We start from the raw sequence: 21,931 nt of genomic DNA, 5'->3' as shown, positions 1-21,931 counted from the left end.
TGACGGACTCCTCCTTCACGCCGCGCCGGTTATGAAAGGGCACCGAGGCGTTCTGTCGTTTTCTTACGCCGCAGTTTATCCATATAGAGATAGACCACCGGCGTGGTGTAAAGCGTCAGTAGCTGACTCATTACCAGACCGCCAACGATGGTAATTCCCAGCGGCTGGCGCAGTTCAGCGCCGTCGCCGGAGGTCAGGACCAGCGGCAGCGCGCCGAACAGCGCGGCCAGGGTGGTCATCATAATGGGCCGGAAGCGCAGCAGGCTCGCCTGGAATATTGCCTCACGGGCGCTCAGATTGCCGCTACGCTGCGCATCAAGCGCAAAGTCCACCATCATAATGGCGTTCTTCTTCACGATACCGATAAGCAGCAGAATGCCGATAAGGGCAATCAGGCTGAAAGGCGCGCCAAACAGCTCCAGCGCCAGCAGCGCACCCACCCCGGCAGAAGGCAGCGTGGAGAGGATCGTCAGCGGATGCACGTAGCTTTCATAGAGCATTCCCAGCACGATATAAACGGTGGCAATCGCCGCCAGAATCAGCCAGAGCTGACTGTTTTGCGACTCTTCAAATACCTGAGCCGTACCGGCGAAGCTCCCGCGCACGCTGGAGGGGACACCCAGGGAAGTCATGCTGCGTTCAATCGCTTCTGACGCCTGAGACAGGGAAACGCCCTCCGGCAGGTTAAACGAGATAGTGGAGGCCGCAGAAAGGCCTTCATGGTTGACCGACAGCGGTGAATTGGCAGGCTGCCAGCTGGCGAACCAGGCAAGCGGGATCGCCTTGCCCTCGCTGTTAATTACGTACATTTTATCCAGCGCGCTGATATCCTGGGTATAGCGCGGATCGACCTGCATAACGACCTTGTACTGATTCAGAGGCTGGTAAATGGTAGAGATCTGCCGCTGACCAAAGGCGTTATTCAGCAAGGTATTCGCCTCTGAAACATCAATCCCCAGCCTGGCCATGCTTTCACGATCGTAGAGTAAGGCCATCTCCGACCCTTTATCCTGCTGATCGGAGTTGACGTCCGCCAGCTGCGGCAGGGCGGCAAAGGCCCGGCGGATTTTGGGTTCCCACTCACGCAGCTCGTCCAGGTCATCCGACAGCAGAGAATACTGGTAGCTGGCGTTTGACTCACGTCCGCCTACGCGCAGATCCTGCACCGCCATCAGAAAGAGGCTCGCGCCCGGCTCTTTCGCCAGTTTCCCTCTCAAACGAGCAATCACTGCCTGAGCGCTCTCGCTACGCTGATCCAGCGGCTTAAGCGAGATAAACATGGAACCACTGTTGGTACGCGAGCCGCCGGTAAAGCCCACCACGTTATCGACAGCCGGATCGTCATGAACGATCTTCATAAAATCTTCCAGCTTGCCGCGCATCGACTGGAAAGAGATGCTCTGGTCGGCCTGAATAAAGCCCATCAGCCTGCCGGTATCCTGTTCCGGCATAAAAGTTTTGGGGATCACCACGTACAGATACATGGTCAGTCCGATGGTGGCGAGAAAAACCAGCAGCGTCCAGCGTGAGTGATTAAGCACCCAGTTAAGCGAACGGCCATAGCCCTGCTGAAGTCGCAGAAACAGCTTGCCCGCTCCCCGGAGGCGGGACTGCTCGCGCGGGCGATGAGGGCGCAGCAGACGGGCGCACATCATTGGTGTCAGCGTCACTGAGATCAGGAGCGAAATGGCAATCGATACCGAAAGCGTGACGGCAAACTCGGTAAAAAATCGTCCGATCAGCCCCCCCAGCATCAGCAGCGGCAGGAAAACCGCGATCAGCGAAAGGCTCATCGACAGCACGGTAAAACCCACTTCCCGCACGCCCTGTAACGCCGCCTGGACCGGTTTCATGCCCGCCTCAACGTGGCGGGAGATGTTTTCCAGTACCACAATGGCGTCATCGACCACGAAGCCTGTCGCCACCGTCAGCGCCATCAGCGACAGATTATTCAGGCTGAAGCCGCAGAGATACATGGCGGCGAAGGTGCCAATCAGCGACACCGGCACGGCGACGGCGGGAATAAGGGTGGCGCGGCCGGAGCGCAGAAAAACAAAGACCACCAGGATGACCAGCCCCACCGAAATCACCAGTGAATGCTCCACTTCCTCCAGCGAGGCGCGAATAGTGGGAGAACGATCCTGCGCAATCTCAAGATGGATGGAGGCTGGAATAATGTTTCTCAGCTCGGGCGCTTCTGCACGGATGCGATCGACAGTATCGATAATGTTGGCTTCGGGCAGTTTGCGTACCAGCACCAGAATGGCCGGTTTGCCGTTGGCCATCCCGGCGTTGCGCGTATCCTCTACCGAGTCGGTAACGTTGGCCACATCTGCCAGACGCACGGCGCTGCCGTTACTGTAGTGCACCACCAGAGAGCGGTATTCGGCGGCGCTTTGCAGCTCGTCATTAGTTTTTAACTGCCAGCGGTGCAGCTTCTCCTCAATGGCACCCTGCGGCCTGCGCTGGTTAGCGCTGGCAATTGACTCCCGCACCGCGTCCAGCGAGACACCCTGGTTAAACAGCGCCTGTGGGTTAAGGTCAACGCGCACGGCAGGCAGCGAACTACCGCCGATGGTCACGTCGCCGACACCCTCAATTTGCGCCAGTTTCTGTGCCAGCTGAGTGGAGGCGAAGTCATAAAGCTGGCCGGGCGAATAGGTCTCTGACGTCAGCGACAGGATCATAATCGGCGCGTCAGAGGGGTTAATTTTACGGTAGGTCGGGCGGCTCGGCATACCGCTCGGCAGCAGGCTTTGCGCCGCGTTAATCGCTCCCTGGACGTCGCGCGCGGCGCCGTTAATATCACGATCGTAATCAAATACCAGTATCACCCGCGTGCTGCCAAGTGAACTGGTTGAGCTCATTTCGCTGACGCCCGCAATGCGGCCAAGCGCCCGCTCCAGCGGCGTGGCGACCGAGGAAGCCATCGTCTCTGGCGACGCGCCCGGCAGCGAGGCGGAGACCAGAATGACCGGAAAATCCACCTGTGGCAGCGGGGCCACGGGCAGCAGACGGAAGCCGAGAATACCCGCCAGCGCGATGGCGATGGTCAGCAGAATGGTGGCAACCGGCCGGTGGATAAAGAGCGCAAAAAATTTCACTCTGCCTCCTCACGCACCAGACGACGGCGGGTCGCCTGTGCCAGGCGGTCGAACAACAAATAGATCACCGGCGTGGTAAACAGGGTCAGCACCTGGCTGACAATCAGTCCGCCAACCATCGCCACGCCGAGCGGCCGCCGCAGCTCGGCACCGACCCCCTGGCTCAGCATCAGCGGCAGGGCGCCGAGCAGGGCGGCCAGGGTGGTCATCAGAATGGGCCGGAAGCGCAGCAGGCAGGCCTGATAAATGGCCTCATAAGGCTTCATGCCCTGCTCACGCTCGGCGGCCAGCGCAAAGTCGATCATCATGATGGCGTTCTTCTTCACGATTCCGATCAGCAGAATAATCCCGATGATGGCGATCACATCCAGCTCGTTACCGCTCAGCATCAGCGCCAGTAACGCCCCGACGCCTGCGGTAGGCAGCGTGGAGAGGATCGTGACCGGATGAATAAAGCTCTCATAGAGCACGCCGAGTACGATATACATCGCCACAATAGCGGCGACAATCAGCCACACGGTGCTGGAGAGCGCCGCCTGGAAAGCCAGGGTACTGCCCTGGAACTGGGTCATGATCTCCGCTGGCATCGCCAGATCCTGCTCAGCCTGGGTGATGGCATTCACCGCCTGTTCCAGAGAGTACCCGTCGCTGACGTTAAACGAGAAGGTGGTGGAGGGGAACTGATCCAGATGATTGATGGTCAGTGCGCCGTGACGCTGCTCCACTTTGGCGATCGCGCTGAGCGGCACCATGCCGCCATCGCTGCTGGTCAGGCGGATCTCATTCAGCGCCGCGAGGCCCGGTGTGCTGGCAATATCCTGTTCAAGCACCACGCGGTACTGGCTGGCCTGCGTATAGATGGTGGATATCAGGCGCTGGCCGAAGGCGTTATAAAGCGCATTATCGACGTCCGCCATACTGATGCCAAGGCGGCTGGCGCTGTCGCGATCGACGCGGATAAAGGCTTCCAGCCCCTGATCCTGCCAGTCGCTGCTGACATCTTTCAGCTGCGGCAGCGTTCCCAGCGTTGCCAGCAGCTTCGGCACCCACAGGCTCAGCGAGTCGAGCGATCCGGTCTGCAGCGTAAACTGATACTGGGTACGGCTTACCTGGGTATCGATGGTCAGATCCTGCACCGGTTGCAGGTAAAGCTGAATGCCCGGCACCCGGTCTACTTCAGCCTGGAGACGGTCGATAATGGCCGGAATCCGGTCATCGCGCTCGTCGAGCGGCTTAAGGTTAATCTGCAAACGCCCGCTGTTGAGCGCCGGGTTGGTTCCGTCAACGCCCACAAAGGAGGTCAGGCTCTGGACGGCCGGATCTTTCATAATCAGTGAAGCGACCTGCTGCTGGCGTTCTGCCATATTGGCATAGGAGACCGACTGAGGCGCCTGCAACGTTCCCTGAATAATGCCGTTGTCCTGAAGGGGAAAAAATCCTTTCGGAATCGCCACCCAGAGCAGCACGGTAATGGCCAGTGCGCCCAGCGCCACGCTCAGGGTGATCCAGGGATGGTTAAGCACGCGACGCAGCATCTGGCCGTAGCGGGCGATGATACGTTCAAACATCGCCTCGCTGGCGCGCGAAAAGCGATTCTGTTTACGCAGGGATTCCGCGCTGAGCATACGGGCGCACATCATCGGCGTCAGCGTCAGCGATACCAGGGCGGAAATCAGGATGGCAACGGCCAGCGTGACCGCAAATTCCCGGAAAAGCCTGCCGACGATATCCCCCATAAAGAGCAGCGGGATCAGAACGGCAATCAGCGAGAAAGTCAGGGAAATAATGGTAAAAACGATTTCGCCGGTGCCTTTCAGCGCCGCGGCCATCGGCTTCTCGCCTTTTTCGATATAGCGCGAAATATTCTCAATCACCACGATGGCATCATCCACCACAAAGCCGGTGGCGATAGTCAGCGCCATCAGCGTCAGGTTATTGACCGAGAAGCCAAGGAAATAGATTACCGCGAAGGTGCCCACCAGCGAGAGCGGCACGGCGACGGCGGGAATAATGGTAGCCGGCACATTTCGCAGAAACAGATAGATAATCATCACCACCAGCGCCAGCGCCAGCATCAGCTCAAACTGCACATCATGTACCGAGGCGCGGATGTTGGTGGTGCGATCGCTTAGCACCTTAACCTCGACCGACTTCGGCAGTGAGGCGGTCAGGCCCGGCAGCATCCGGCGAATGCTGTCGGCGGTAGTAATGATGTTCGCGCCGGGCTGGCGCTGTACGTTCAGCACGATAGCAGGCTGACGGTTAGCCCAGGCGCCAAGCCAGCGGTTTTCCGCGCCGGTCTCGACTGTGGCCACATCCCGCAGACGAACCGGCGATCCATTCTGGTAGGCCACGATCAGCTGGCGGTAGTCCTCGGCGGACTTCATCTGGTCATTGGCGGAGAGGGTGATAGAGCGCTCTGGCCCGTCCAGGCTGCCCTTCGCCGAATTGACGTTGGCGCTGGTGATGGCGGTGCGGATCGTCTCGCTGTCAAGGCCCAGCGCCGCCAGCGCCTGAGCGTTCAGACGCACGCGAACCGCCGGACGCTGGCCGCCGGAAAGCGTGACCAGCCCCACGCCTGAAACCTGGGAAATCTTCTGCGCGATGCGCGTTTCAACCATATCCTCGACCTGGGTCATCGGCATACTGGTTGTGGTCACGGCGAGCGTCATGATGGGCGGATCTGCCGGGTTAACCTTGCTGTAGACCGGAGGATTAGGCAGGTCAGACGGCAGCAGATTGGTGGCTGCATTAATGGCGGCCTGCACCTCCTGCTCTGCCACGTCCAGCGGCAGCGTTAGCTGAAACTGGAGCGTGACCACCGACGCGCCGCCGGAGCTTTGGGACGACATCTGCTTGAGGCCGGACATCTGACCAAACTGGCGTTCGAGCGGTGCGGTAATTGAGGAAGTGACCACATCCGGGCTGGCACCAGGATAGAGAGTGACGACCTGAATAGTGGGATAGTCCACTTCCGGCAGCGCGGAGACGGGCAGGGCGCGGTAGCCCAGTATCCCGGCCAGCAGGATCGCCACCATCAGCAGCGTTGTGGCGACTGGCCGCAGGATAAAGTGGCGGGATGGCCCGCCGCTGGCGCTTGGAGGCATCACCTGCATCAGTCGCTGGCTCCCTTCGCTGGCTGAACGCTTTTCGCGGAGGTCAGGGGGGTTGACTGTGCGGCAACGACTTCCACTGCAGCGCCTTCGGTCAGACGGTCGATGCCGTCAGTAACTACCCGCTCGCCAGCTTCCAGACCAGCCTCAATCACCACTCTGGTACTCTCCTGCAGGCCGGCTTTGACGCTCTTCTTGCTCACCTTGTTGTCACTGTTCACGACCCAGACAAAATTGCCTTCGTTACTCATCTGCAGCGCAGCCGCCGGAATGACAATGGCATTCTGTAGCGTGTTGACCTTCAGCCGGGCATTCACAAACTGGTTAGGGAAAAGTTCATCACCCTCGTTGGTAAAGCGGGCTTTCAGCTTCACCGTCCCGGTGGTGGCATCGATCTGATTATCCATGCTCAGCAAGGTGCCGGTGGTCAGCAGCGTGCTGTTGCTTCTGTCCCAGGCTTCAACCGGAATCGGCTCACCGCTTTTCTGCGCGGTCAGGATCGTGCTGATAGTGTTTTCCGGCAGGCTGAACACCACGTCGATAGGGTGAGTCTGGGTAATGACCACAATGCCATTGGTATCGCCGCTGGTAATATAATTGCCAATATCCACCTGTTTTAAGCCAACGCGTCCTGACACCGGCGCGGTGATGCGGCTGTAGGTCAGGTTAAGCTGTGCGCTGGCGACGCTGCCCTCATCGGCTTTCAGGGTGCCGAGCGTTTCGCTGACCAGCGAGCGCTGGGTGTCGATCTCCTGCTGAGAGACGAGATTGGTCTTGGCCAGCTTTTCGTAGCGCGCCAGGTCGCGCCGGGCATTTGCAAGCGTAGCCTGATCCTTCGCCAGCTGTCCCTGAGCCTGCATCAGTGCCACCTCATAGGGACGCGGATCGATCTCCGCCAGCAGTTGGCCCGCTTCAACCTCTTCACCTTCTTTAAAATGCAGCGCGATAAGGTTGCCCTCCACGCGGCTGCGCAGCGTCACGGTATTGACGGAGGTCACCGTTCCCAGGCCGGAGAGATACAGCGGTACGCTCTCACGCGTGGCGGCGGACGCCTGCACCGGCGAAAGCGGACCACGGCCTTTGCTGCCCGGCCCGCGGGGATCGCCCGTACCGCGGGCGGTTTCTGGCGATGATGCATGATGACTTTGCCACCAGTAGTAGCCGCCTGCCGCAGCGGCCAGAACGATCAGGATAAGGACGAGCGAAGGAAAACGGCGTTTGGCGTTCATGCTGTGGTGAGCTCTCCGGTAGCAAATTACAAAGTCAGGGCCAAAGTAAGTCCCATAATGGCGCTAGTGTAGCGAGTTTGCAGGACAAAAAATTGAAGGAATTAAGGATAACTTGCGCAGGAGGTGTAACTATTCATGTCCTTACATACTTTTACGTTAAGATGACCAGGCAGTACAAAGGCCGGGAATAGTTTAAGCTTACCTGCGCTCAAAACTCAAAGGGCAAAGCCCACACTGACTGCCTGGCACAGGCGCGGCGGATCGGCGGGTGAAGGCTACCGCCCTGGCGGCGGCAACCCTGAGAACGAATCAGCAAAAGCTGGCTTTAGCGGAACATCACCTGCGCCCAGCGCGCCAGACCGGCGGTGACGGAGCCGAAATCATCGCCGCTGGTAAGCGGGATGCCCGGCAGCATTTGGTTGATTGCCTCGCGCAGCACCGGCGATTTCGCGCTGCCGCCGGTCAGAAACACCACATCCGGACGTACGCTGCTGCCGTCCAGCGCCAGCTTCACCTGCTCCCTGATGCGCTCAAGCGGCTGGGCGACGGCGGCCTCCAGCGTGTCGGTGGTCAGGGTTGTTTCCAGCGCCTGCTCAATAAAATGCAGCGTACTGGTGACTGCCTGACGATCGGAGAGGGCGATTTTACTCTCTTCAGCGGCCCGCACCAGCCGGTAGCTGAGACGCTGCTGCCAGACTTTCAGCAGGCGCTTCACTTTTTCCGGCTCAGCGGCGTCGCGTATCAGCTCCTGAAGCTGCTTGCGGCTGGCCGTGGCGTAAAAATCACTCTGCGCGGGAACGTCATTAATGGCGACCGCGTTCCACCACGGCAGCGCGGGCAGGGCAATGCCTTTTTCCGTCGCTCCACCCAGCCCAAGCAGCGGCATTAACTCTTTAAACGCCAGCATAATATCCAGATCGTTTCCGCCGACGCGGCAGCCGCTGTGGCCCAGCAGGCTGCTGCTGCGCTCTGCTTTATCGTGCCATTCCGGCCCCATCAGTAGCATGGAGCAGTCGGTGGTGCCACCGCCGATATCCACCACCAGCACCCGGGTTTCTTTATCCAGCGTCGCTTCGAAATCGAGTCCTGCCGCCACAGGTTCAAACTGAAACTCGACGTCTTTAAAGCCGGCACGGCTTGCAGCGCGCGCCAGAATGCCCTGCGCCTGGCGGTTTGCCTCATCGCCGCCCAGCCCCTGGAAATTCACCGGGCGACCTATTACCGCCTGGGTCACCTGCGCATTCAGCTGCTGCTCCGCCGTCTGGCGAATGTGCAGCATCATGGCGCAAACCAGATCCTCGAAAAAGGCGACCTGTTGCGGCTTAAGGCCGCCTGCGCCCAGAAAGGATTTGGGCGATTTTACAAACCAGACGTCTTCCGGATCGGCCATATAGTGCGCCAGCGAAGCGAGGCCAAACTGGACGCTGCCGGGCAGCACGTCGATATCTTCTTCGCGATTCAGCGTCAGCGCCCGGCGCAGGATCGCCTGATTCTCCGCCGCCGGGGTGGGAACCTGATGATGGCGGAACAGCCATTCGCTGACCGCATCGCGTGTGGGGGCGCAAAGCATAGAAGGCAGTAGCGTGGAGCCCTGCTCAAGGGGCAGCAGCTGCGGGCTACCCTCATTCATAATAGCGACCGAGCAGTTTGCCGTGCCGTAATCAAAGCCGATGAACATTCGTCCCCTCCGCTGGCAGTGAAAAAAGGGGGCGACTTTAGCCCAGCGATGACGGCAGAGCAAGAACCGGCGCGTATTTTGTCTTAGATCGGGAGGCCCTGTTCACCATGTGACGCAGAGGAATCGCGCAGAGAGGATCGGCACCGCCTCCGCAGGATCAGTTTTCCGGGCGGGACGCCGTCAGCGGCGTTGGTGGCGGCGCTTCGTAAACGGCAAGCTGCCCACGGCCGCTACGCTTGGCGCGATAGCAGGCCATATCGGCCTGAGCCATCGCCTCGCTGGCGCTGTTACCGGCGAGGATGGCAGTAAGTCCGGCACTGGCGCCAATACGATGCAGGAGATTTTCCCAGACGAAAGGATACCCAAGTACGGCGCTGATAATCTGCTCCACCCGCTCACGGCCATTCTCCAGTGGGCAATCCTGCAGAAGGAGACCAAACTCATCGCCGCCCAGGCGGGCAAGCACGTCGCTGTGGCGGAGATGGCTTTTCATCACCACGGCGATTTCACGTAACAGCGCATCGCCTGCCGCATGTCCCGCCGTATCGTTCACCGCTTTGAAATGATCGAGATCGAGGAAAACCAGTACGTGCTGACGCCCCTGTTCAGCGGCGGAGTGCAGCATTGTCATCAGCTGATGTTCAAAACTGACCCGGTTTGGCAGACGCGTCAGCATATCATGGGAGGCGCTGTAGCTCAGATGACGCAGCATGGCACGCGATTCACTGACGTCCTGCATCACCATCACGCTGCCGATATTCTCTCCCTGCTGGGTTTTTAGCGGGGTGATACTGTAATGGATATCAAACCGCTCGCCGTCGCTGTTATGCAGCACCAAATCCCGATCGAGATCGGGAACGGATTTTTTGGTTGGCAGTTTACAGAGCAGGAGGTTCTCAACTTCCGGCCCGTCATTCCCCTCGGTGATGCGCAGGATTTCACTGATGGGCCTGGCGACGGCCTCTTCCTGGCGCCAGCCGCTCATCTCTTCCGCCACCGGGTTCATAAAGATAACCCGCATCTCCTCATCCGTCGTGATAACGGCTTCACCGATAGCGTCCAGCGTAATATGCATCCGCTCTTTTTCCTGATAAAGCGCATCGGTTAACTGGTGCATGGTGGTGACATCCTGATTGATGCCCAGCATTTTCTCCACTTCGCCCTGTTCATCCAGCATTATCCGTGCCTGGCTGCGGATATAGCGGGTGCCATGATCGGTTGCAATACGGAACTGGATATCGATAGGCGAGGCGGTTTTAATGCTCAGATTAAAGGCGTCTATCGCACCCTGTCTGTCAGCAGGGTGCATGCAGTTGACCCAGGTCAGATAGGTCGCTTCGCCTTCCGTTTGCAGATCGTAAATCTGCAACATCCGCTTGTCCCAGTGCATTATGCCGGTTTTCAAATTCCAGTCCCAGACGCCGATACCTCCCGCTTCATTTGCCAGCGTGATGCGCTGCATCAGCCGCTTATTCACCTCTTCGGTATGCCGGAGCCCGGTAATATCCTCGATCTGAGAGATAAAATAGAGCGGCAGCTGCTCACTGTCTCTGACCAGCGAAACCGTCAGTAAGGCGCGGACAAGTTCGCCATCTTTGCGTAAATAGCGTTTTTCCATGCTGTAGGTTTCAATATCGCCGAGCAATAACGCGTGAAGCTGACGAAGGTCGGCATCCAGATCGTCAGGATGCGTGATCTGCTGGAAGGTCATCGCACTCAACGCTTTTTCGTCATAACCCAATAGCTGGCAGAGTGACTTATTGACCTGCAGCCACTGACCCTGAGGCGAAACAAGCGCCATACCGATCGCCGAATATTCCATCGCGTGGCGGAACCGGGTTTCACTTTCGGTAATGTGCTTTTTCTCTTTGCGAAAGGAGTGCATCACCAGCGCCATCATATGGCTGGGGATAATCGCCATCAGAAAGGGCAACCAGGGGACGCTGCTGAATATACCCGTATCCGCCTTAACATTGAGCCTGTTCAGCGCAAGGACCAGCGTCATCAGGGTCAGCGTTGCCAGGAAGACCATAAAGGCTTCAAAGCGAGGCAGCCGCACGGCGCTGTAAAAGAGCACCACTATTACAAAGGTAAAGGGCCAGGGAAGATAACGCAGGGATAACCAGGTCAGCGTCAGCGTGATCGCCAGCGTCAGTAGCGTTTCATAAAGTACGGCGGGATTGAAATTGGTGCGAAAGTAATCGCCCCGCCAGAGCAGACAGACCGGACCCAGCGAGAGCATGCCGATCGCCTCGGAAACTATCCAGGTGGAGAAGAGCTGCGGACTGGCGCGATCGAACAGCGTCATCAGCCAGCTTACCATCAGCGCGCCCGCCAGCGGCGTCAGAACGCCGGTTGTTATGACCATCTTGCTCCAGCTGAGCAGCGATCCGAGCGGGGATTTCCGATCCAGCAGCCGTCGCAGCAGCGCACCGCCCATCATGGCCTGGAAAAGGTTGATCAGCGGAAACAGAATATGCGGAAATCCGGGCCCGGAAATTGCAGCGATGGCGGCGGCGTTGCCGGCGGTGCAGGCAAGCGCAATCAGCGGCAGCGAGGCGACGGGCTGGCGAAAGATCAGGACCGTCAGCAGCGCGGTGCTGAACCACAGTGGAGAAACCGCGCCGCTGACTTCAATCAGCGTCATGCAAAAAAAACTTAACGCAAAGGTGATGGCGCCAAACGTCAGGGCGGCGCGCCACGGCAAACAGGTGCGGTTTAGGCTAAATAAAGTCTCAGTCGTCATCACTAATCCAGCAGGGTGCCAGACGCTCCTGTCCGCGCATTTATCTGTACATTAGTTATGCTAACATATCGTTTTCTTCCTGCCTGCCGCTAATTCAAAACACCCCTCTGTTCGGACGATTGACCCGGTATTTTGCCGGAAAAGTGGTGCTACTGACGAAATTTAAACAGATCACTGCGTGTCCAGGGGTGATCGATACCGGCGATCTCAACCGACAGACGCTGCAGAAACTGCTGCGTGGTGGCGATGCGGCCATGGCTCAGCAGCAGCAAAGGCAATAAAAGCGCGATGCAGAGCTGACCGGCGGAGAAGGTTTTCAGCTGCGATCCGCGCTGGCTGACCAGAAAAGCGGTACTGAGCGTGAAGCCGAGCAGCAGGCCGGTGACGACTTCGCTGTGGGAGTGATAGCTCAGTATCAGCCGTGACACGCCAACCATCAGGGGGATCAGATAGCCGATACCGACGGCAACGCCGCGCCAGAATCCTTTCAGACGACCGCTGAGCAGCCAGAGCATAACCGGCCAGAGCGTGGCGGCCATCGCACTGTGGCCGCTGAACCCGGTAAAATTGTAGCGTGCGCTGCCGATGCCAAAGCCAAGGAAGGCGATTTTTGACAGGCTGACGATGGCGCCCGTGGCGCAAAAGGCGAGGATCCAGTACCAGACCGCACGACGGTTACTGTTTTTCCAGGCAATCAGAATGGCCATAATGGCGGCGGTCGGGATCAGCAGCCAGCTGTCGCCAAAGTAGGTCAACGTATGAATAATTTGCCAGTACACCATCTTTCCTTTTTGCTGTGTTAAGGAGCCAGACACGCGGCGAACCAGGTTAATGCTGGGATTAACCTGCGCGGGTAAGGGCGGTTCGCTGGCTCAAAATGTGAAGCGGATCGCAATAAAAACAGTTTACCGGTGAACACAAACCGCGCCTAACGGGAAAGTCTGAAAAGCATTCCGGCGCTTTTCACTGGCATCAACCCCGCGAAATCCCTATAATTACGCGCGAATTCTCCTCTCCATTGTCTCTGACAACCAGTAACCAGGTCTTTAATTTATGACTGACAAGTCGCATCAGTGCGTCATCGTAGGTATCGCCGGCGCATCTGCCTCGGGAAAAAGTCTTATCGCCAGTACCCTTTATCGCGAAGTGCGCGAGCGGGTGGGTGATGAAAATATTGGTGTGATCCCTGAGGACGCGTATTACAAAGACCAGAGCCATCTGACGATGGATGAGCGGGTTAAAACTAACTACGACCACCCCAGCGCGATGGATCACAGCCTGCTGCTCCAGCATTTGCAGATGCTGAAGACGGGTAACGCTATCGATCTGCCGGTCTACAGCTATGTTGAACATACCCGTACTGAACAGACCCTGCTGCTTAAGCCGAAAAAGGTGATTATCCTTGAGGGTATATTACTGCTGACCGACGCGCGCCTGCGCCAGGAGATGAATTTTTCCATCTTCGTAGATACGCCGCTGGATATCTGCCTGATGCGCCGTATGAAGCGCGACGTCAACGAACGCGGCCGCTCTATGGATTCCGTTATGGCGCAGTATCAGAAAACCGTCCGGCCGATGTTTCTGCAGTTTATCGAACCTTCCAAGCAGTATGCCGACATTATCGTGCCACGCGGCGGTAAAAACCGCATCGCGATCGATATTCTGAAGGCGAAAATAAATCAATTCTTCGAATAGTCGCGACGGTAGCCTGTCCGGCTTCAGGCCCGACGGGCTATCCGACATGCAGGAAGCGTTGCAGCCAGCTTCCTGATAGAGTTCAGGCACTTTTGACCCATGTGGAGTTTCCGTCATGAGATTATGCGATCGCGATATTGAAGCCTGGCTGGACAGCGGCCAGCTTGATATTTCCCCCCGTCCTCCGGTAGAGCGTATTAATGGCGCTACGGTTGATGTGCGTCTGGGTAACCAGTTCCGGACCTTTCGCGGGCACACTGCCGCGTTTATCGATCTGAGCGGCCCCAAAGCGGAAGTCAGCGAAGCGCTGGATCGCGTGATGAGCGATGAGATTGTGCTGCCGGAAGGAGAAGCTTTCTTTTTACATCCCGGTGAGCTGGCGCTGGCGGTCACGTTTGAGTCAGTCACCCTGCCAGACAATCTGGTCGGCTGGCTGGATGGCCGTTCGTCGCTGGCGCGTCTGGGGCTGATGGTGCACGTCACCGCACATCGTATCGATCCTGGCTGGCAGGGCCGCATCGTGCTTGAATTCTACAATTCAGGTAAGCTGCCTCTGGCGCTGCGTCCCGGTATGCTGATTGGCGCGCTCAGTTTCGAACCGCTTTCCGGTCCGGCGGCGCGTCCCTATAACCGCCGGCAGGATGCGAAATACAAGGGGCAGCAGGGCGCTGACGCCAGCCGGATAGATAAAGATTAATACACAGCGTTGCCGGTTTGCCCGCCAGGCATTACCTCCTGTTCTCCGTCTGTACCCATAAAGAGCAGGTCAGCCCATGCAGCAGCGAACCGACAGGGATAAGGGGAAGGAATGAGAAGATTCATTACCACGCTGGCTATTTTGCTGGTGGTGATCGTAGCGGGCATGACCGCGCTGGTTCTGTTGGTTAATCCCAATGACTTTCGCGATTATATGGCGCAGCAGGTTGAACAGCGCAGCGGCTACCGTCTTGCGCTGGATGGCGATCTGCGCTGGCATGTCTGGCCCCAGCTCAGCATTTTGTCCGGCAAGATGACCCTGACCGCGCCCGGCGCGACGCAGCCGGTGGTCAGTGCTGACAATATGCGGCTCGACGTGAATCTTCTTCCTTTACTTTCCCATCAGCTGGCGGTTAAGCAGGTGATGCTGAAAGGCGCGGTGATCCGCCTGACGCCTGACAGCGAAGCGCGCCGTCCGGCTGATGCGCCGGTTGGGCCGCGGGATGCGACTCCACCAGTCAGCACTCAGGGCTGGAAGTTTGATATTGCAGACCTCAGAGTGGCGGACAGCCTGCTAATCTGGCAGCAGGCAAGCGGCGAACAGCTGAACGTACGCGACCTGAATCTGCAGATGTCGCAAAATCAGCGCCGCCAGGCGCACCTTGAGCTGAGCAGCCGTATCAGTCGCGATCAGCGCGAACTTCAGGTCACTCTTAACGCGGATATGGACGTCAGTCGTTATCCGCAGCACCTTTCCGCGATGATCAACCAGCTCGACTATCAGCTAACCGGAGCCAGCCTGCCTGCGCAGGGCGTGGCGGGGCAGGCGAAAATGCAGGCGGAATGGACGGAGAAAAGTCACGCCTTTAGCCTGAAAGATCTCGCGATGAGCGTTAACGAAAGCCAGCTTTCCGGCAGCATCAGCGGTGAACTGGCCGCGCGGCCAACGCTCAGGATCGATCTCCATTCACCGATGCTCGACATCGATTCACTGATGGGGCTGGCGTCTGGTGAAACTGACAATGATGAACGCGTAGCTTCGCCGCGTTCCGCGCCCGGACCGGTTATCGCCCGCACCGTTGAGGAAGAGCATGCCGGTGAGATCCTGAATGCGGTGGATGGTGAAGTGGCGCTTGCGATCGATAAGCTGCGCTGGCGGGGAATGGATTTGCAGCAGGTTGCGCTCAATGCCACAGGCGAGCAGGGTGTACTCAGCCTGAACACGCTGAAAGGGAAAGCCGGAAACGGTGAATTCTCTCTGCCCGGCAGTGTTGACGTGCGCCAGAGTAAAACCGCCGTCAGCCTGCAGCCCGCGCTGAGCAATATCGCCGTGGCGCCGCTGCTGAAGGCCTTTGATATGCCCGCCTCGCTCAGTGGCGATCTGTCGCTGACGGGACGCTTTACCGGCACGGGACTGTCGATCGCTGCCTTTAAGCGCGACTGGCAGGGCAAGGCTCAGGTCCGTCTGAGCGATGCTCAGATGGCCGGGCTTAACTTTCAGCAAATGATCCAGCGGGCGGTTGAGCGCAGCAGCGACCGCGTGCAGGGTCCGGATGAAGCCACGACCAGCAGCGCGCTTCAGCAGATCGAAGGCGGAGCCACGCTGAATAACGGTGCACTGGACTTTATCACGCTGAATGGCAGCAGCAGCATGCTTAATTATCAGGGCAAAGGCAGCGTAGACCTGATCAAACGCCTGGCAGATCTCCACTTTGGCATCACCGTGACGCAGGGCTGGCAGGGAGACGGCGAACTCGTCAGACGGCTGCAGCAGACCCCGGTGCCGTTGCGGATTTACGGTCCCTGGGCCGGACTGCATTATTCACTGCAGGTTGACCAGGTGCTGCGTCAGCAACTTCGCGACGAGGCGGAAAAAAGGCTTAAAAACTGGGCGGAACGGAATCAGAACGGGGAGACCAGGAGCCCGGTACAGAAGCTGATTAATAAGCTTTAAACCGGTAACGCCGCCTGCGGGCGGCGTTTATACTTCGTAATCCTGTTCGCTGTTTTCTAACGGTATAATCTCTACTTTCTGCACCCGATGGCTTTCAATCTGCAGGATGCGGAACAGGTAATCGCCAATCTGAATTTCTTCCCCTTCCTGCGGAATACGCTGCATATGTTCCATCAGCAGCCCGGCCAGCGTGTGATATTCACGTTTTTCACTCATCGGCAGCGCCACATACATCACCAGATCGTCAAGCGGCATATGGCCGTTAGCGATCCAGTGTCCCTCAGGAAGCTGCTGAATATCATAACGGGGATCGAGACGCTCATCTTCGTGAGGGAGATTGCCTGCGATCGTCTCCATCACGTCACTCAGCGTTACCACACCTTCCACTGAGCCAAACTCATCCACCACAAAGGCAAAATGCGTTCTGGCTGCCCGGAACTGCTCCAGCGCCGCCAGCAGCGTAAGCTGCTCCGGGAAAACCAGCGGCTGACGGACAAGCGAGCGGATATCCAGGTCACTGCTGTGCAGAGACTGATGGAGCAGGTCGATCACATGCACCACGCCAAGCGGATCGTCGCTATTGTCGGTAACCACCAGTCTCGTATGGTGATTATTGTCCAGCACTGCCATTATTTTGTCGGGTGATTCACTGAGATCCAGATGCGTGACGTCATGACGCGACGTCATAATGCTGCTGACGGATCGCTGCGCCATTCCCAGCACGCTGGCGATCATCATCCGTTCCTGCTTGTTGAATACCGGCTGACGCTCACCGTTGTCCGCGACCATCAGGGAGGTTTCCGTATCCAGCGTGACCGGTTCATGACTGCCGCGCAGCAGGCGTAACACCGCTTCCGCCGTGCGCTGACGTAGCGGCGATTTTGCCGTCAGGAAGCGGCGGCGGTTAAACTGCGCGAGTTGATTCAGCCCTTCGATAACAATTGAAAAGCCAATGGCGGCATAGAGATAGCCTTTCGGCACCGGATAGCCAAACCCGTCGGCGACCAGGCTGAAGCCAATCATCAACAGGAAGCTCAGACAGAGAATAACGATGGTAGGGTGGGCGTTAACGAAGCGGGTTAGCGGCTTACTGGCAAGCAGCATCAGACTGATGGCAATGATTACCGCCGCCATCATCACCGCAAGATGATCGACCATACCGACTGCGGTGATCACCGAATCCAGCGAGAAGACCGCATCCAGGACCACTATTTGCGCGACAACGGGCCAGAATTTAGCGCCGCGCTTTTGTAGATTTTCCGTCTCATCCTTCCCTTCAAGCCGTTCATTAAGTTCGACGGTGGCTTTAAACAGCAGAAAGAGGCCGCCGATCAGCATAATCAGATCGCGGGCGCTGAACGCATGTCCGTTCAGGGTGAAGAGGGAATGGGTTAAAGAAGAGAGCCAGGAAATTGATGCCAGCAGCAGCAGACGCATCACCAGCGCAAGGAGCAGTCCGGTAACGCGTGCTTTGTCACGCTGAGCAGGAGGCAGTTTTTCCGCCAGAATCGCAATAAAAACCAGGTTATCAATGCCCAGCACCAGCTCTAAAACGACCAGCGTGACAAGGCCAGCCCAGATTGACGGATCGACGATCCACTCAAACATCACATTCTCACCAGAAGAGGTTTCAGGAGCAATCATGATGCTAGCGATGCTGGCGCAATTCAACAAATAATCCCAACGCGAGGTCAGGGAACAGATTATCGCCACAATTTAAGCGGGGATGTCGGACTAATAGCGTTGAAAAAAGGCGGAAATATCTGCGCTTTTTTTCAAGAATATTCGCATAGGTTGATTAAGCGAACTGGGGGATACTTATCCGGCAATGAGAAAGCGTTAAGGATTATTCTTATTTTCAGATCGAATTAGTCTGAATTTTAACTGACGGGGGAAAGAAGAAATGCAAGGTACTGAGTGGAACGGAAGGTAGTCTTAATCCTAAAAGGGAGTACGGACGGGGACGAACTCTTGTAAACAGGCCATTTATAACTAGTATAGCAACGTGTTAGTAAATGTCTGAGTTAATCAAAAATTAACGCGGTAACGGTGTCTGATTGGCATTTTATGCGTACAGCAGCGCATAAAGTGACGAACGCGCCAGCCTGCCGGTCAGAGAGGACAGGATAAAACCAACAAAGCGTCGACCGGTACAGTGCATTGGTAGCTACAAGCCAGGGGCGGTAGCGTGCCTGACGGGACGAGTTCCTGACGGAAATATGTACCAGTAACTGGCGTTGTTGTTGATTTTACATGTCAATTCTCTACGGCATCGCTTGTTACAATGACCTTTTATACACAACTCCCAAAATACGTTTCCTGTGTAATAAATGATGTGAGTAAAACCACGCAATTATTTCCAGAGATGGAAATTAATAAATCACAGGCTTCCGGAAAAGAAATTAAGAGTTAATTATGCGCGATATTGAATACACCTTTAAAGGGCTACTAATAAAACTGTCATTGGCACTCTCCGATCTCATTTGTTTCAATGCCTCTTTATTTATTGCCATCTTATTTATTAAGGCTTTACCAGGGGATTTGCTAAATGATATTTCTTCCTCGACGTTACAATTAAAGATTGTAACGCATATTGCCCTGTCCGTTCTCTGCGTTGGCTGGTTCTGGGTACGCCTGAGGCATTATACTTACCGCAAGCCTTTCTGGTTTGAGTTAAAAGAAATATTCAAAATCGTCCTGATTTTCTCAGTCATCGATCTGTCGATTACTGCCCTGTCAAAATGGGAAATGTCCCGCTGGATCTGGGTATTCACCTGGCTGCTGGCGATGGCGTTAATTCCACTGGGACGGGCAATCGTCAAACGCATTCTTAACCATTACGGCCTGTGGAAAAAACAGTCGATTATTATCGGCAGCGGCAAAAATGCGGAAGAAGCCTGGCTGGCGCTGCAGAGCGAAGAAGTGATGGGCTTTGACGTTGTCGCCTTCTATGACGTTGATAACACCACGCCGGCACACGCTCTCTTTGGCGTACCGGTAATCCGCGAAGAAGGCGAGCTGTGGCAGCTGGTTAACAGCGAAACACAGTTCATCGTGGCGGTCGAGTATGAGCAGAGCCAGTACCGCGATCTCTGGCTGAAAAATCTGGCGAAGCATAACTGCCGCTCCGTATCCGTTATCCCTTCACTGCGTGGCGTACCGCTTTATGGTACCGATATGGCCTACATCTTCAGCCATGAAGTGATGATACTGCGCGTGAGCAACAACCTGGCGAAGCGCACGTCACGCATTCTGAAACGCACCTTTGATATCGTTGGCGCGCTGGGGATTATCACCATGCTGATGCCAGCGCTGGCGGTGCTGATCTTTATGGTTGCCCGTGACGGTGGCAATCCTATCTACGGCCATGAGCGTGTGGGTATGAATGGCCGTAAGTTCAAATGCCTCAAGTTCCGCTCAATGGTCATTAACTCTAAAGAAGTGCTGGAAGAGGTGCTGCGTACCGACCCCGTTGCGCGTGCTGAATGGGATAAAGACTTCAAACTGAAAAACGATCCCCGCATCACGCGTATTGGTCATTTCATCCGTAAAACCAGCCTGGACGAGCTTCCTCAGCTGTGGAACGTGGTTCGTGGCGAGATGAGCCTTGTCGGCCCGCGTCCGGTTATTGAAGATGAGCTGGAGCGTTATGCAGGCGATGTTGATTACTACTTCATGGCGAAACCGGGCATGACCGGACTGTGGCAGGTAAGCGGCCGCAACGATGTGGATTACGAAACGCGTGTCTATTTCGATTCCTGGTATGTCAAAAACTGGTCGCTCTGGAACGATATCGCCATTTTGTTTAAAACCATCGGCGTGGTATTGAAACGCGATGGCGCTTATTAACGGTCTGTTTTATCAAAAAAGAAGTGGGTTAATTGTCAGCGCAATTCTACCCGCTTCGGTTGACTGTTTGTCATTAGTTTGCGAACTAAACATTTTTTTTGAATCTGGTGTTGAGCGTCACATATCGCGCCGGCAAGCCATTAAAGGATAGGGAGTTAAATTAAATGACCGACAATAACCGGGCCTGAGCAACGGACTCACCTGAATACTTTTGCATGACGCTACACAGCGGCGATTTCGCCACTATCATTCAAATTACTGATAGCGATGATATAGATGATTAAAATCAAAACCAAATTGATACCTCTGTTGGTATCGGCAGCCATTCTGTCCGGTTGTACTGTTTCACCGGGCACAAAACTTTCCACCAGCGGAAAAGATGTCATTAAGCAGCAGGACAGCAATTTCGATATCGATCAGTACGTCAACGTCTTCCCAATGACGCCTGCACTGGTCGAGCAGATGCGTCCGGAACCTGTCGTGGCGCGGCAGAATCCGGAGCTGCAAAATGAACTGCAAAATTACGAATACCGTATCGGCGTTGGCGACGTCCTGACGGTTATCGTCTGGGATCACCCTGAGCTGACCACGCCTGCCGGTCAGTACCGCAGCGCCAGCGACACCGGCAACTGGGTTCACTCCGACGGCACGATTTTCTATCCCTATATCGGCAAAGTACGCGTTGCTGGCCGCTCCGTTCAGGAAGTCCGCGGCGATATCGCTCGACGTCTTGCGCAGTACATCGAGAGTCCGCAGGTTGATGTCAGCGTCGCTTCCTTTAAATCACAGAAAGCCTACGTAACAGGTGAAGTGACCAATTCTGGTCAGCAGCCGATCACCAACGTGCCGCTGACTATTCTTGATGCGGTCAACGCCGCCGGTGGTCTGACCCAGGACGCCGACTGGCGTAACGTGGTACTGACCCATAACGGCAGGGACATGCCTATCTCCCTGCAGGCGCTGATGCAAAACGGCGACCTCAAGCAGAACCATCTGCTTTATCCGGGCGACATTCTTTATGTACCACGCAATGACGATCTGAAAGTGTTTGTGATGGGCGAAGTCCGGCAGCAGACCACCCTGAAAATGGACCGCAGCGGTATGACGCTGGCTGAAGCGCTGGGAAGCTCGCAGGGCATGGATCAGACTGCAGCAGATGCCACCGGCGTGTTCGTTATTCGTCAAATTCCGGGCAAAAACCGCAAGAAGATTGCCAATATCTATCAGCTGAATACCAAAGATGCTTCAGCGATGGTGATGGGATCGGAGTTCCGGCTGCAGCCTTACGACATCGTCTACGTGACCTCGACGCCGCTGACGCGCTGGAACCGTGTGATTTCGCAGCTGGTACCAACTATCAGCGGCCTCTACGATGCAACGCGCAACGTACAGACGATTCATAACTGGTAAGTACTGGAAGATATGATGATTAACTCAATCTTGGTGGTGTGCGTCGGAAATATCTGCCGCTCGCCAACGGCAGAACGGCTGCTCAAGTCGTCGCTGCCGGAAAAAAAGATTGCATCTGCGGGACTGAGCGCGATGACCGGCCACGCGGCGGATGAAACTGCCGCAGGCGTGGCCAGTGAGCACGGGGTTTCACTGGAGGGGCATGTCGCCCAACAGCTGACCTCAGACATGTGCCGGGATTATGATCTGATCCTGGTGATGGAAAAAAGACATGTCGAGTTGGTCAATCGCATCAACCCTTCCGTACGCGGCAAGACCATGTTGTTTGGTCACTGGCTCAACCAGCAGGATATAGCGGATCCTTACAAGAAAAGCCGCGAAGCCTTTGAAGCCGTGTACGGATTACTCGAAAACGCTGCCCAGAAATGGGTCAACGCATTAAGCCGATAGTTGGGAT

At 56.5% G+C, this 21,931-nt stretch carries 13 protein-coding genes; 6 read left to right on the top strand and 7 right to left on the bottom strand.

All coding sequences use genetic code 11. The features are described 5' to 3' along the window. Positions 1 to 29 precede the first annotated feature (29 nt). The 6 genes from mdtC to EA20_RS0100945 form a co-directional block, all read right to left on the bottom strand. Positions 30 to 3,104 carry a multidrug efflux RND transporter permease subunit MdtC gene (gene mdtC, locus EA20_RS0100970; protein WP_024965046.1) on the bottom strand — a complete coding sequence of 1,025 codons (3,075 nt, stop codon included), beginning with the start codon at positions 3,102 to 3,104 and terminating at the stop codon, positions 30 to 32. Beyond that, positions 3,101 to 6,220 carry an MdtB/MuxB family multidrug efflux RND transporter permease subunit gene (locus EA20_RS0100965; RefSeq protein WP_024965045.1) on the bottom strand — a complete coding sequence of 1,040 codons (3,120 nt, stop codon included), beginning with the start codon at positions 6,218 to 6,220 and terminating at the stop codon, positions 3,101 to 3,103. Before EA20_RS0100965 ends, mdtC begins: the two co-directional genes overlap by 4 nt. Next, on the bottom strand, positions 6,220 to 7,446 hold the full coding sequence (locus tag EA20_RS0100960) for an MdtA/MuxA family multidrug efflux RND transporter periplasmic adaptor subunit (protein ID WP_024965044.1): 1,227 nt from the start codon (positions 7,444 to 7,446) through the stop codon (positions 6,220 to 6,222). Before EA20_RS0100960 ends, EA20_RS0100965 begins: the two co-directional genes overlap by 1 nt. A gap of 325 nt (positions 7,447 to 7,771) precedes the next feature. Next, positions 7,772 to 9,124 carry a molecular chaperone gene (gene yegD / locus EA20_RS0100955; protein WP_024965043.1) on the bottom strand — a complete coding sequence of 451 codons (1,353 nt, stop codon included), beginning with the start codon at positions 9,122 to 9,124 and terminating at the stop codon, positions 7,772 to 7,774. Positions 9,125 to 9,281: 157 nt separating this feature from the next. Continuing rightward, positions 9,282 to 11,870, bottom strand: a complete 2,589-nt coding sequence (locus EA20_RS19450) for a diguanylate cyclase (protein WP_051516325.1) — start codon at positions 11,868 to 11,870, stop codon at positions 9,282 to 9,284. A gap of 149 nt (positions 11,871 to 12,019) precedes the next feature. Beyond that, complete coding sequence (locus EA20_RS0100945; protein ID WP_152540195.1) at positions 12,020 to 12,652, bottom strand: phosphatase PAP2 family protein; 633 nt, start codon at positions 12,650 to 12,652, stop codon at positions 12,020 to 12,022. A 271-nt stretch (positions 12,653 to 12,923) separates the two neighbouring features. Between EA20_RS0100945 and udk the strand changes: the two genes are divergently transcribed. The 3 genes from udk (at position 12,924) to asmA (ending at position 16,215) form a co-directional block, all read left to right on the top strand. Then, positions 12,924 to 13,565, top strand: a complete 642-nt coding sequence (gene udk, locus EA20_RS0100940; protein WP_024965041.1) for a uridine kinase — start codon at positions 12,924 to 12,926, stop codon at positions 13,563 to 13,565. A 115-nt stretch (positions 13,566 to 13,680) separates the two neighbouring features. Further along, a complete protein-coding gene (gene dcd, locus EA20_RS0100935; protein WP_024965040.1) occupies positions 13,681 to 14,262 on the top strand; it encodes a dCTP deaminase in 582 nt (193 codons plus the stop codon). A 111-nt stretch (positions 14,263 to 14,373) separates the two neighbouring features. Further along, positions 14,374 to 16,215 (top strand): outer membrane assembly protein AsmA, encoded by a 1,842-nt coding sequence (gene asmA / locus EA20_RS0100930; RefSeq protein ID WP_024965039.1) that lies wholly within the window; start codon positions 14,374 to 14,376, stop codon positions 16,213 to 16,215. Positions 16,216 to 16,242: 27 nt separating this feature from the next. Here the strand turns inward: asmA and EA20_RS0100925 are convergent, their stop codons facing one another. Then, entirely contained in the window at positions 16,243 to 17,823 is a 1,581-nt protein-coding gene (locus EA20_RS0100925) for a TerC family protein (RefSeq protein WP_024965038.1), read from the bottom strand. A gap of 807 nt (positions 17,824 to 18,630) precedes the next feature. Between EA20_RS0100925 and wbaP the strand changes: the two genes are divergently transcribed. The 3 genes from wbaP to EA20_RS0100910 all read left to right on the top strand — a co-directional run bounded on the left by wbaP (position 18,631) and on the right by EA20_RS0100910 (position 21,924). Next, on the top strand, positions 18,631 to 20,064 hold the full coding sequence (gene wbaP / locus EA20_RS0100920; RefSeq protein ID WP_024965037.1) for an undecaprenyl-phosphate galactose phosphotransferase WbaP: 1,434 nt from the start codon (positions 18,631 to 18,633) through the stop codon (positions 20,062 to 20,064). A gap of 276 nt (positions 20,065 to 20,340) precedes the next feature. Beyond that, entirely contained in the window at positions 20,341 to 21,474 is a 1,134-nt protein-coding gene (locus EA20_RS0100915) for a polysaccharide export protein (protein ID WP_024965036.1), read from the top strand. A gap of 15 nt (positions 21,475 to 21,489) precedes the next feature. Continuing rightward, entirely contained in the window at positions 21,490 to 21,924 is a 435-nt protein-coding gene (locus EA20_RS0100910) for a protein-tyrosine-phosphatase (protein WP_024965035.1), read from the top strand. Positions 21,925 to 21,931 lie beyond the last annotated feature (7 nt).

Origin of the sequence: Pantoea sp. IMH, from assembly GCF_000599885.1 — a bacterium.
In the GTDB taxonomy this organism is placed as follows: domain Bacteria; phylum Pseudomonadota; class Gammaproteobacteria; order Enterobacterales; family Enterobacteriaceae; genus Erwinia.
The sequence above is the reverse complement of the archived record's forward strand: the minus strand, read 5'-3'. Positions and strand labels throughout refer to the sequence as shown.